The 12,910-nt window shown below is 48.5% G+C and carries 12 protein-coding genes; 11 read left to right on the top strand and 1 reads right to left on the bottom strand.

From position 1 onward, the window contains the following. Positions 1-218 precede the first annotated feature (218 nt). From phhA to ompW, 7 genes are all read left to right on the top strand, one after another. Positions 219-1,034, top strand: coding sequence for a phenylalanine 4-monooxygenase (gene phhA / locus K0H59_RS14045; RefSeq protein ID WP_220053469.1), 816 nt, complete (start codon positions 219-221; stop codon positions 1,032-1,034). 83 nt (positions 1,035-1,117) lie between these two features. Beyond that, complete coding sequence (locus K0H59_RS14040) at positions 1,118-1,456, top strand: 4a-hydroxytetrahydrobiopterin dehydratase (RefSeq protein ID WP_011717659.1); 339 nt, start codon at positions 1,118-1,120, stop codon at positions 1,454-1,456. Positions 1,457-1,731: 275 nt separating this feature from the next. Then, a complete protein-coding gene (tyrR, locus tag K0H59_RS14035; protein WP_011717658.1) occupies positions 1,732-3,270 on the top strand; it encodes a transcriptional regulator TyrR in 1,539 nt (512 codons plus the stop codon). Between the two features lie 338 nt (positions 3,271-3,608). Continuing rightward, positions 3,609-4,595 carry a fumarylacetoacetate hydrolase family protein gene (locus tag K0H59_RS14030; RefSeq protein WP_011717657.1) on the top strand — a complete coding sequence of 329 codons (987 nt, stop codon included), beginning with the start codon at positions 3,609-3,611 and terminating at the stop codon, positions 4,593-4,595. Positions 4,596-4,678: 83 nt separating this feature from the next. Next, the gene (gene maiA / locus K0H59_RS14025; protein WP_088210668.1) at positions 4,679-5,329 is read left to right on the top strand and encodes a maleylacetoacetate isomerase; all 651 of its coding nucleotides are present in this window, start codon (positions 4,679-4,681) and stop codon (positions 5,327-5,329) included. A 98-nt stretch (positions 5,330-5,427) separates the two neighbouring features. Then, positions 5,428-6,024 (top strand): nucleotidyltransferase family protein, encoded by a 597-nt coding sequence (locus tag K0H59_RS14020; RefSeq protein WP_088210669.1) that lies wholly within the window; start codon positions 5,428-5,430, stop codon positions 6,022-6,024. Positions 6,025-6,490: 466 nt separating this feature from the next. Beyond that, positions 6,491-7,153, top strand: a complete 663-nt coding sequence (gene ompW / locus K0H59_RS14015; protein ID WP_176399862.1) for an outer membrane protein OmpW — start codon at positions 6,491-6,493, stop codon at positions 7,151-7,153. 84 nt (positions 7,154-7,237) lie between these two features. Here ompW and K0H59_RS14010 read toward each other — a convergent pair whose 3' ends face one another. Beyond that, on the bottom strand, positions 7,238-7,981 hold the full coding sequence (locus tag K0H59_RS14010; protein ID WP_220053468.1) for an SDR family oxidoreductase: 744 nt from the start codon (positions 7,979-7,981) through the stop codon (positions 7,238-7,240). Positions 7,982-8,098: 117 nt separating this feature from the next. Between K0H59_RS14010 and K0H59_RS14005 the strand changes: the two genes are divergently transcribed. From K0H59_RS14005 to K0H59_RS13990, 4 genes are all read left to right on the top strand, one after another. After that, positions 8,099-8,533, top strand: coding sequence for a YbaY family lipoprotein (locus K0H59_RS14005; RefSeq protein ID WP_220053467.1), 435 nt, complete (start codon positions 8,099-8,101; stop codon positions 8,531-8,533). 69 nt (positions 8,534-8,602) lie between these two features. Further along, positions 8,603-9,544: a homoserine O-succinyltransferase gene (gene metA, locus K0H59_RS14000; protein ID WP_220053466.1), complete on the top strand. Its 942-nt coding sequence runs from the start codon at positions 8,603-8,605 to the stop codon at positions 9,542-9,544. A 391-nt stretch (positions 9,545-9,935) separates the two neighbouring features. Beyond that, positions 9,936-11,126 carry an acetyl-CoA C-acyltransferase gene (locus tag K0H59_RS13995; RefSeq protein WP_220053465.1) on the top strand — a complete coding sequence of 397 codons (1,191 nt, stop codon included), beginning with the start codon at positions 9,936-9,938 and terminating at the stop codon, positions 11,124-11,126. A gap of 135 nt (positions 11,127-11,261) precedes the next feature. Beyond that, complete coding sequence (locus tag K0H59_RS13990) at positions 11,262-12,761, top strand: CoA-acylating methylmalonate-semialdehyde dehydrogenase (protein WP_220053464.1); 1,500 nt, start codon at positions 11,262-11,264, stop codon at positions 12,759-12,761. Positions 12,762-12,910 lie beyond the last annotated feature (149 nt).

Genomic DNA, 12,910 nt, shown 5'->3' with positions numbered 1-12,910 from the left:
TATCAGTCTATCGTCGTCATTTTTGAGCGGCAGTGTCAAGGTTTGCTAGCAGTCAGGCTCAGATCCGATTTGGATTCACCAAGGGTTTTAAATGCTTTGTAATATTTGCTTTACGTTTGCTTCACATTATCGCGTAAACAATAAACTGTGAGGGAGTTAACAAAAATCGAGGCTTAGATCACTATGGAGGCATTAGCGTCAGCCATGAAGTGAATTTTATGACTAAAGAGATAGCGCACACCGCGCCCTATGTTGCGCGAAGTGCAGATGATTCAGGGTATATCCATTACCCGCAGGAAGAACATGATATTTGGAGCCAATTATATGCTCGCCAAGCGGTGAACCTACCGGGGCGTGCCTGTAAGGAATATCTCCAAGGGCTCGATGCCTTGGCGATGCCGAAGGACCGCATTCCACAATTGGCGGAGATAGACAAAGTATTGCAAGCCACCACGGGATGGAAAACCGCGGCCGTGCCGGCCTTGATTTCCTTTGGCCGCTTCTTTGAGTTATTAGCCAACAAGGAATTTCCGGTTGCGACCTTTATCCGTCGCAAGGAAGAATTTGATTACCTGCAAGAGCCGGATATTTTCCATGAGATCTTTGGCCATTGCCCCTTGCTGACCAATCCTTCTTTCGCCCATTTTTCCCATATCTATGGTCAATTGGGCTTAAATGCCAGCAAGGAAGACCGCGTCTTTTTAGCGCGTTTGTATTGGTTTACCGTCGAATTTGGCTTACTCAAACCTCAAGATGGCGAATTGTGTATCTACGGCGGCGGTATTTTAAGCTCTCCCGGCGAAACCTTGTATGCCATGGAAAGCCAAGTGCCGGAGCGTAAGCCCTTCGATCTCTTAGATGTACTGCGCACACCTTACCGTATCGATATTATGCAGCCGATTTATTATGTGATTGAACATATTGATATGCTGGATGAAATTGCCAAGATGGACATCATGGCCTACGTGGCTAAGGCGCGTCAGTTAGGTTTGTTTGCCCCTAAGTATCCGCCTAAGACTAAGAAAGCCAGCTAATGGCTGACCATTAAAAAAACGAATTGAATAAAGTGTAATAAGGGCAACGGATTGATCCCCTAATGTTGCCAAGAGGAGTATGTATGACAGCGTTAACCCAAATGAAATGTGAAGCTTGCCAAGCCGATGCGCCGAAAGTGACCGATGCAGAATTGGCCGAACTTATCCGCATGGTCCCCGATTGGGGCGTGCAAGTGCGTGATGGCATCATGCAATTGGAACGGGTTTATAAGTTTAAAAACTTTAAGTTAGCGATGGCGTTTACCAATAAGTTAGCGGATCTGGCCGAAGAGGAATTCCACCATCCAGGCATTTTAACCGAGTGGGGCAAAGTGACTGTGACTTGGTGGTCACATTCAATCAAGGGCCTGCATAAGAATGACTTCATCATGGCAGCCAAGACCGACCAGTTGTTAGATTAAAAAATTCAATTTTAAAATCAGCGCTTTAACTGTGTGTTAGCGCTGATTTTTTCTTCCTGTTACAAATACGCTGTAAACTAGACTTGCCACTTTGAGCGTAACCTTCTAACGTATACACGCCCAGCTATTAATCCTGCCTTTTACGTTTGCGTAAACTATAGAGGCTTCGTCAAACGAATGTCTTACGAGGCTAAGCCTGAGGGCGTCAACCTTGAGATAATAGCTCTGCACGGTTTATCCCAAAATTCGAATCAAAATAGGGAATATCAGTCATTATGCGCTTGGAAGTTAGCTGTCAAGATCGCGTGGGTTTAGCGAAAGACATCTTAGTCGTGTTAGAACGGTATGGCATTAATCTCATCGCCATCGATGCCAGTAACCAGGGCTTTCTCTACCTGCAATTTGCCGAGGTCAGTTTTGATACCTTAAGTGCTCTGATGCCGCAGATCCGTAAAGTGGAGAGTGTTCACGATGTGCGAACTGTGTCGTTTATGCCTTCGGAGCAGGAACACTACGCCTTAAAAACCCTACTAAAAACCCTCCCAGACTCAGTGTTCTCCATCGACGTGAAGGCGCGCATTCGTATCGTCAACGAGTCGGCGCTACTCAATATGGGCATGGGGGAGCACGAAGTGCTCGATGAATCCTTAAACCATTGGGTGCAAGGATTTAACTTCAGTCGCTGGCTCAGTGAGAGCCAAGTGTTGCCTCAGGCGGCGCGGGTCAATATCGGCCAAAACGAATATCTGGCCGAAATGTTACCGATTTACTTACCCGATGAGGATGATAAGACCATTCTCGTGGGTGCAGTCGTATCGCTTAAATCGCCTGCGCGGGTCGGTAAGCAATTCAATGCACTGCAAAATCAAACTGCGGGCTTTGAAAATGTGTTAGCCAGCAGCGACAAGATGAAAGAAGTGTTGAAACAAGCTCGCCGCATGGCGCAGCTCGACGCGCCGTTATTAATCACCGGTGAGACCGGTACGGGCAAAGAGCTAATGGCCAGAGCCAGCCATGATGCCAGCATGCGCCGCGAGAAACCTTTTATAGCTATTAACTGTGCGGCACTGCCCGATAGCGCCGCCGAAGAGGAACTCTTTGGCTACGTCAGCCAAGGCAAAGTGATTAAGCGCGGCTTTTTTGAAGAGGCGAAGGGCGGCACAGTGTTCCTCGATGAAGTGGCCGAAATGTCTAAGGCGGCGCAGGTTAAACTGCTGCGGTTATTACAGGATGGCACCTTTAGACGTATTGGCGGCGACGAAGAAGTTCGCGCCGATGTGCGGATCATCTGCTCGACCCAGAAAAACTTAGCCGAGCTTTGCCAAACCGGTGAGTTTAGGGAAGATTTATACTATCGCATCCATGTGCTTAGCTACCATATTCCATCACTGCGTGAGCGCAAAGTGGATATCATTCCGCTGACGGAGATGTTCCTCGAGCACTACAGTCAGCAACTCTCCAGCCCAGTGAGACGAATTTCAGCCCAATGCCGCGATCATCTCTTAACCTATGCTTGGCCGGGCAACGTGCGCCAGCTAAAGAATGCGGTCTTTAGGGCGGTATCTATGTGGGATGGCTCGGGCGAGCTGACCGTTGAGCAACTTAAGCTGCCATCCTACGCCGAAGGTTTTGGTTATTTCGATAATGCCTTCGAAGGCAATCTCGATGATGCGATGAAGCAATTTGAGGCCAGCTTGCTGCGCCGCTTATATCCGGCTTACCCCAGTACTCGCCAATTGGCGAAAAAATTAGGGGTGTCCCACACGGCCATCGCCAACAAACTCAGGGAATACAAGATAGCCAAGCCAAAGTAATCTTGCTTTAAGCTTAGGATGTAACAGTATCGTTCCACTTTGTTGCCGACTTTTTCACCATATCGTTCTGCGAAATAGTGACAAGCGGCAACAGGGTATGAAACGTAATGATTAGTTTACAAAATGTGAAATAACAGGGTGAAATGTGATTTTGCTCACGCTATAGGAATCCGTCGTCGCTTCGGGTATTTCTACGCGCAGCAAACCCTATACGGCGAGTCTAAAAAGGCTAGATTGCCCGCACTCGTTGTCACCCATTCCCGTTAGCTGAGCGTATCGGCTAACCATAAATAGATAAAAAGCGCAGTACGCCGAGCCGTAGAAGCACAGGAGCAGATATGAAACTTGCCAGTTATAACAATGGTCGCCGTGATGGCCAGCTGATGTTAGTGAGCCGCGATCTTACTCAAACGGTTGCTGTACCCGCGATTGCCCACACTATGCAACAATTACTCGATGGTTGGGATCTGCTCAAGCCGCAATTACAAGAACTGTATGATGCGCTCAACGAAGGCAAATTACCGAACGCGCAAGCCTTCGATGAAGCCAAATGTTTATCACCTTTGCCACGTGCCTATCAGTGGGCCGATGGTAGCGCCTATGTCAACCATGTGGAATTAGTGCGTAAGGCGCGCGGCGCTGAAATGCCAGAAACCTTCTGGACCGATCCGCTGTTTTACCAAGGCGGCTCTGACAGCTTTATCGCGCCAAAGGCGGATATACCGCTAGCAAGCGAAGATTGGGGTATCGATTTCGAATCGGAAATCGCCGTGATCACCGATGATGTGCCTATGGGGGTGAGCGTTGAAAATGCTACAGCGCACATTAAGCTGTTGATGTTAGTGAACGATGTGTCACTGCGTAACCTGATCCCCGCAGAGCTGGCGAAAGGCTTTGGTTTCTTCCAATCTAAACCTTCGAGCAGCTTCTCACCAGTTGCCATCACGCCTGACGAGTTAGGCCACCGCTGGGAAGATTCAAAGGTGCATTTACCGCTTATCACCCATTTAAATGGCGAACTATTCGGTCGCCCAAATGCGGGTGTGGATATGACCTTTAACTTTAGTCAGTTAGTTTCTCATGTTGCTAAAACCCGCCCATTAGGCGCAGGTGCGATTATTGGCTCGGGTACGATTTCTAACTATGACCGCAGTGCTGGTTCGAGCTGCTTAGCTGAAAAACGTATGCTCGAAGTGATCGCTGACGGCAAAGCTAGCACGCCGTTTATGCGTTTTGGCGACACAGTGCGCATCGAAATGCTCGATGATAACGGCGCCTCTATTTTTGGCTCTATCGATCAGAAAGTGGTTGAGTACAAGGCGTAAGGCTTTTGCGCTAACACAGTGACAGATAATATGGACGGGGCTTTTAGCCCCGTTTTTTCAGCATGACATAAGGACAGAGTGAGATGAAACTATACGGTTATTGGCGCTCTAGCGCCGCCTATCGTGTGCGTATTGCCCTCAATCTTAAAGGCGTGAGCGCCGAACAGCTGTCGGTGCATTTAGTGCGTGATGGTGGCGAGCAGCACAAGGCGGATTATATCGCCCTTAATCCGCAGGAGCTGGTGCCAACATTGGTTTTAGGTGATGCAGAAGAGGGTGATGCCTTATCCCAATCCTTAGCCATTATCGAGTATCTGGATGAGCTTTATCCAAAGACGCCGCTATTACCCGCATCGGCGCTTGAACGCGCCCACGTGCGCGCCATGGCGTTAACCATCGCCTGTGAAATTCATCCACTCAATAACCTGCGGGTATTGCAGTATTTAACTCAGAAGCTGAATGTCGACGAAGAAGCTAAAACCGCTTGGTATCACCATTGGGTGGCGAGCGGTTTTGCGGCGCTCGAAACCCAACTTGCGCGCCACAGTGGCCGTTATTGCTTTGGCGACAATGTGACGCTGGCGGATTTGTGTTTAGTACCGCAGGTGTACAACGCCCAGCGTTTTAATGTGGATTTAACGTCGTACCCCAATATCATGCGGGTATGGGCTGAGTGTAATCAGTTGCCAGCTTTTGCGGATGCGGCGCCAGAGCGCCAAGCGGACGCGGTGTAACCCGTGATTAACTGTAAATAAGTGCTCTGAAACCGATTACAAAGTAGTTTGAGTCGCTATCATTTTTTATGTGTTTGATATTAAAGTAGACTTTAGGCATGACTGAAACGGAATTAGCTGCACTATTACGCACCTGGCTAAGCCAAGATCGGGGGCGGATGAGGGCGCTTGAATTGGCGCAGCAATGCGCCCAAGCGCATACCTTGCCGCAGTGGTGCTTGGCGGCGGGGGTTGTCCGCAATCTGGTGTGGGACAAATTGCATGATATTAAGCAGCGTCCGTTAAACGATATCGATCTGATTTACTATTGCCCCTTGGATACTCGTACTGAGCGAGATAGGGCGATAGAAGCATACCTACATACACTGGCGCCAGACTTACCTTGGTCGGTAAAAAACCAAGCGCGTATGCACCTTAATAATCAGGATAATCCCTATCAATCGACACACGATGCGATGTGTTATTGGCCTGAGCAGGAAACGGCTGTCGCTGTGTATCTTGAACATATGCCTAACACAGAATCTTCCGTCGTCGATAATTTACAACTCATCGCTCCCTTCGGTTTAAGCTCATTATTTGCCTTGCAGTTAACCCATAATCCCAAGCGTGCGTTGGCGGTATTTGAGCAGCGAATTACCACAAAGAATTGGCTTAAACAATATCCGCGATTGACTTTGGCTAATGACCTTGGCTAATTAAGTTACTTCATCAATATGAGTGTTGATATTTATTCTCTGGTTAGTAGATAAGTATCGGATTCTTAATTAACACCGTCTCCATCGTTTCCTCATTATTTTCTTTACCGACTGTATTTCATTCTTCAGCTTTTTTGCTGTCAAACGACACCAATTCCAGCGTGTTTTGATTTCAATCCATGTAACTGAAATGTAAATGGCGAACCAAACTATTTATTCTTTATTACTCCTTGCGGAGGTTATTAGTGATGGCTAATTAATGCGACGAGTCACAAAAAATAAACTGGTATTGTCAATAAATGTTTAGATAGCGTGACTCAGATCCCATGGCTTATACCTCAAAATAAGTATCGCCACTTAATCTTGATTTGGATCAATAAGGTAAACGAATTTATCTGGCAGTGTAGGCGTCAATTGTTAAGGATGTAATGTAAAACAAAAACCTATGTTGTACATATGGAGTATGATGATGAATAAAACTACTGTTTCTACACTGATTGCCGCCACCCTGTTAGCCGCTGGTTTCTCTGCTTCTGTTGCTGCCCATCAAGCGGGTGATATTATTGTTCGTGCTGGTGCTGTCGTTGTTGCACCAAATGAATCAAGTGATGATGTTGTAATTCCTGGTGTAGGTAATTTAGGTGAGTTTAAAGTCAGTAACGATACTCAACTTGGTTTGAATTTCGGTTATATGCTGACTGATAACATTGGTATTGAGCTATTAGCTGCAACGCCATTTAGCCATGATGTGTCTCTAGCTGGTGTTGGTAAAATTGCAGAAACTAAGCATTTACCACCAACTTTAGTTGCTCAATATTATTTCGGTGATGCTCAGTCTAAATTACGTCCCTATGTGGGCGTTGGTGTGAACTACACTAATTTCTTCGACAATGACTTCACCAACGACTTAGGTGGTTCATTAACCGATCTAAGTATGAGCACTTCTTGGGGTTTAGCGGCGCAAGTGGGTTTAGATTACCAATTTGATAAAAACTGGTTAGTGAACGCCTCTGTGTGGTACGCACAAATTGATAGCGATGTTAAATTTAAATACCAAGGCACTCCCGTTACAATCAGCACAGATATTAACCCATGGGTTTATATGGTCAGCGTGGGTTACACTTTCTAATCATCTGATTTTAAAGTAACAAAAAGGAGCCTGTGGCTCCTTTTTTGTTTTTCGCCGTTTTATAAAGCTAAACGCGGCATAACACTACTTTTTGGCCTTTTTCGGCTTCCAGTGGCGAGTATTATAGATAAACTCCGGCAGTAACTTCGTTAGCCAAGCCACTAAGCGCCATCGCTTGGTCACATAGACTCGGCGTTTACCCTGCTGCATGGCCTTAATGATCTGCGCCGCCACTTGCGGCAGCGGGGCAAGCCATAACGCACTTTGTTGCATGGCGGCCTTATCCAGTAAACCGAGTTGGATATCGGTAATGGTAATGGGCAACTTAAGCCGCTGGGCATGCATGCTTAAGCCTTCTAAATAGTTTTGCGCAAAGGCTTTAGAGGCATGGTAAGCCACACTTGGGCCGCCGCGCAGACCGGCAATCGAGTTGATGGCGGCAAGTTGGCCATAACCTTGCTCGCGAAATAATCTAAACGCCGTATTGCAGATAGCAGCAAAGCCCCGCACATTGACATCGATAATGTCCTGCTCAGGTAGCCATGGCAGCTCAGGATCGTAGCTATTGAGTCCGGTATTCACTAAGACTAAGTGGGCGCCGCCTAAGTCGTGCCAAACGCTTTCGAGTTGCTTGATGATGGCGCTTGGCTGTTCAATTTGCAGAGAAAAGACCTGAACTTTAGTGGGCAGTGTCGAAGCAAATTCGCTGAGAGATTCGACATCTTGGGCAAAAAGGGCTAATTCAACCTGCTGATCGGCCAATTGTTTGGCAAGTTCGCGGCTTAAATGTGAGCTAGCGCCCACAATTATCGCAGTTGCTTGGGTCATAAATTTTTCGGCAACGAAATGGTGGCTTATCATAGGAAGATATGCCCAGCATGACAAGATTTATAGCTTAGGCGTATAGACATCCAGAAGTCTTTATGTATGATTAGGAGAAATGAAATGAGACAAGGGTTAAGGATTAGCGGACTGACATCTGCATGGCAAAAATTAGCGGCTATGGTGTTACTCGCCGTCACCACGGTGATTTCAGGTTGTGCCATACCTAATGCGATTGTCGAGATTAAAGGTGAGGCCATGTACCGCGAGCGTATCGCATTGCCCGCCGATGCCAAGTTGATAGTGCATTTGCTTGATGTCTCTAAGATGGATGTGCCCGCCGTAGTCATGGCAGAGCGCGTTTCCCAAGGGGCGAAAACCCCAACGCCGTTTAGTTTTTCGATGGGGCGTGATCAGTTTGAAGCGGGGCATACCTATGCCATTGGGGCAAGGATAATGCTCGGTGATAAGTTATTGTTTATTAATACTCAAGCCTATCATGTCGACCTCAATTCGACTGAGCCTATGACGATACTGCTTGAGAAAGTCGGTCGCTAATTTGTTTACTCTTTGATGAGTGGCATACGCGCGCCGGAACCTTTGATTGTTGAATAGAAGAGGCGCGGTATGCCAGTTAAAATTCCAGATCATCTGCCTGCAGCAGGGATTTTAGAATCTGAAAATATTTTCGTCATGTCCGAGACCCGGGCTGCCAATCAGGACATCAGACCGATGAAGGTGCTGATCCTGAATCTGATGCCCAATAAAATCGAGACAGAAACCCAGCTTCTACGCCTATTAGGTAACACGCCTTTGCAGGTGGATGTCGATTTACTGCGTATTCACGATAAAGAGTCGAAGCATACCTCAATCGATCATATGAACACCTTCTACCGTGACTTTGAGGACGTGCGCCATAAAAACTACGACGGCCTGATCATCACGGGCGCGCCCCTTGGACAAATCGATTTCGAAGAGGTCACTTACTGGGACCATATCCGCGAGATTATCGATTGGTCACAGCAGCATGTGACGTCAGTCTTATTCCTCTGCTGGGCGGCACATGCGGGGCTTTACCATCTCTACGGCTTAAATCGGAAAATCCTGCAGCAAAAGCGTTCAGGGGTGTTTGTGCATCGCCGCACTTGCCAACATTTCCCACTGCTGCGCGGATTCGATGATGAGTTCTTTGCGCCACATTCCCGCTTTGCCGAGATGGATGTCGAGGAACTTAAGCAACATCCTGAGTTGCAGGTGCTGGCAGAATCCGATGAGGCGGGGGCCTACTTAGTCCTCAGCCGCAACAATCGCAATCTGTTTGTCATGGGGCACCCTGAGTATCAAAAATCTACCTTAAACGATGAATATCATCGGGATTTAGCGCAGGGATTAAATCCCAATGTGCCGCAAAACTATTATCGTAACGACGATCCTCAGGCCGATGCCATTGCCCGTTGGCACAGTCATGGCAGCCTGCTCGTCAGTAATTGGCTTAACTATTACGTTTACCAATTAACACCCTATGACTTAAGCGATATGTCGGCCGTCACGCCGTGGGAATCGCAGTAGTTTTCTCTACGCATTCGGCGTAGCACTGTTTTAGCGTTTGTTTTGGCGTTTATTTTACTGCTCTCTTAAATCGAGTGGCTTTGGCTAACCAAGGTCACTCTGTTTATCACGCTGTGTTCGCCATATCGTTTTGTAAGCCTCTTTTATCCCGCCTCTTTTTCCTCGGTTTAAATTGATTACGGGTTTGGCAACTTCTGCCTCACCGTATTAACGCGACTTTTCACTCCCTTGACTGTAAATCCTGACTGACAATTTTTGTGGGATTTTCTCGACACATTAGACCAAGGAATACTTGCTTTACGTTCGCGTAAACGTCAGAGTGGTTTCATTGTCACTATTTATCCGCCGCTGGCGAGTGTTACCGCCAAGGCACATTTAGCTTGGAGTCCCCATGAGTACTGAACAATTTAACCTAGAGATCGTTATTGTTGCCGCTAAACGCACCCCAATGGGTGGCTTTCAAGGCAGTTTGTCTGGCGTAACGTCTCCGAGCTTAGCGGCCACCGCCATCAAAGCCCTGTTAGCCGATACCCAAGTTGCGCCTGATAAGGTCGATGAAGTGTTAATGGGTTGCGTATTGCCAGCGGGTCTGGGGCAAGCGCCTGCGCGTCAGGCGACCTTAGGTGCAGGTTTACCCCTGTCTGTAGGTGCCACGACCGTAAACAAAGTCTGTGGCTCTGGGATGAAAACCGTGATGCTTGCCCACGATTTACTCAAAGCGGGCAGTGCTAAGTTGGTGGTTGCTGGCGGCATGGAAAGCATGAGCCAAGCTCCTTACTTGCTAGATAAAGCCCGCTCTGGCATGCGTATGGGCCATGGCAAGGTCTTAGATCATATGTTCCTCGACGGTTTAGAAGATGCCTACACTGGCGGCGCCATGGGCACATTCGCCCAGAAAACTGCCGACGAATATGGTTTAACCCGCGAGCAAATGGACGCCTTTGCCCTAAGCTCTCTGGAAAAAGCCAACGCGGCCATTAATTCTGGCGCCTTCAAGGCGGAGATTGTGCCTGTCACGGTAAGCGATCGCCGTGGTGATGTGACTATCGATACCGATGAGCAGCCAGGTAACGCCCGTCCTGAAAAAATCCCCACGCTGCGCCCCGCTTTTGCCAAAGACGGCACTATTACAGCGGCAAACTCAAGCTCAATTTCTGACGGTGCGGCGGCGCTGATGTTAACTACTCGCGCCAATGCCGAGCAGTTAGGCTTAACAGTGCTAGCCACCATCAAGGGCCACACGACCCATGCGCAGGAGCCATCACTTTTTACCACAGCGCCCGTTGGCGCTATGGCAAAACTGTTGAGCAATGTGGGTTGGTCTAAGGATGAGGTTGACCTGTTCGAAATCAACGAAGCCTTTGCCATGGTGACTATGCTGGCGGTTTCTGAATTAGGTTTAGATATGGCCAAAGTGAACGTGAATGGCGGCGCCTGCGCCTTAGGTCATCCTATCGGTTGCTCGGGCGCACGTTTGCTGGTGACCTTAATCCATGCACTTAAAGCCCGTGGGCTTAAGCGCGGCGTAGCCTCACTCTGTATCGGTGGCGGTGAAGCGACCGCTATGGCTATCGAAGTCTAATCAAAGGCTTAATCGCGAATCACGGCAAAACAATCAACAAGACCAAGACTGAGCTGGCAAGGGCAAACATCCCGCTGAGGATAAACATAATATCGCACCGCTAGCTCAACCCTAAACAAGGAAAAGGATTGCAACATGACCACACAAGTTAAGCATTACATCGATGGCGAATTCACCACAGGCACAGGAACATCACAAATCGTGGTGACCAATCCTGCCAATAACGAGCCAATCGCCCTTATCAACAGCGCTACGGCCGATGAAGTGCACGCGGCCATTGCCAGTGCCAAGGCGGCCTTTAAGACGTGGAAAGAAGTGCCCGTGTCTGAGCGTGCCCGTGTCATGTTGCGCTACCAACACTTACTTAAAGAACACCACGACGAACTGGCGACAATCCTTGCCAAAGAAACGGGCAAAACCTTTGAAGATGCTAAGGGCGATGTGTGGCGCGGAATTGAAGTGGCAGAACATGCCTGCAACATTGCTTCATTATTGATGGGCGAAACCGTTGAGAACGTCGCGCGTTCAATCGATACCTACAGTTACACTCAGCCTCTGGGTGTATGCGCGGGTATCACGCCGTTTAACTTCCCGGCGATGATCCCACTATGGATGTTCCCACTGGCGATTGCCTGCGGTAACACTTTTATCCTTAAGCCATCTGAGCAAGACCCAATGACGCCGCAGCGCTTAGTTGAGCTGTTTGTCGAAGCGGGCGCGCCAAAGGGCGTATTACAACTGGTGCATGGTGATAAAACCGCAGTAGATATTCTGTTGGCCGATCCTGCGGTGAAAGCCATTTCCTTCGTCGGCTCTGTGGCTGTCGGTCAATACATCTACAAAACTGGTACCGATAACTTAAAACGCGTGCAAGCCTTTGCTGGGGCGAAAAACCACTGCGTGATCATGCCTGATGCGAATAAGCAGCAAGTGATCAACAACCTAGTGGGCGCATCGGTTGGCGCAGCGGGGCAACGCTGTATGGCGATTTCGGTCGCGGTATTTGTTGGCGCGGCCAAAGAGTGGATCCCAGAGCTCAAAGAAGCGCTAGCGAAGGTCCGCCCAGGTTTATGGGACGATAAAGAAGCCGGTTACGGCCCGCTGATAAGCCCAGCCGCCAAAGCGCGCGTGCTCAAACTTATCGCCCAAGGTAAGGAAGAGGGCGCAGAGTGTTTACTCGATGGCAGCGACTTTAGTGTGGCAGGTTTCGAGTCTGGCAACTGGGTAGGGCCAACCATGTTCACTAAGGTCACGACCGATATGAGCATCTACAAAGAAGAAATTTTCGGCCCTGTGCTTTGCTGTATGGAGTCCGATTCATTAGAAGAGGCCATCGAACTGGTTAACGCCAGCCCATACGGCAATGGTACCTCTATCTTTACCGCAAGTGGCGCCGCAGCCCGTAAATACCAACACGAAATCGAAGTCGGCCAAGTTGGTATCAACGTGCCTATCCCTGTGCCATTACCTTTCTTCTCATTCACGGGTTGGAAGGGCAGTTTCTACGGCGACCAACACGCTTACGGTAAGCAAGCGGTACGTTTCTACACTGAAACTAAGACCATTACCTCTCGCTGGTTCGAGTCGGACATTGCCGTGGCCGCAGGTCCAAATATGAGCATTAACTTGCGCTAAGCGGTTTACAAACAGTTTCAACGCATTGTGAAACGGCAGGTGATTCAGTCTAAACGTGGCGCCAGTGGGCTCCATTGATGATAAGCCTGCCGATAAATTCACTGTGTATTACGCAAAAGATATTGACGAAAAGAAATGGCCAAAGAGTC

The organism is Shewanella sp. FJAT-51649, assembly GCF_019457435.1.
GTDB classification, from domain to species: domain Bacteria; phylum Pseudomonadota; class Gammaproteobacteria; order Enterobacterales; family Shewanellaceae; genus Shewanella; species Shewanella mangrovisoli.
This window is presented reverse-complemented; position numbering and strand designations above follow the sequence as displayed.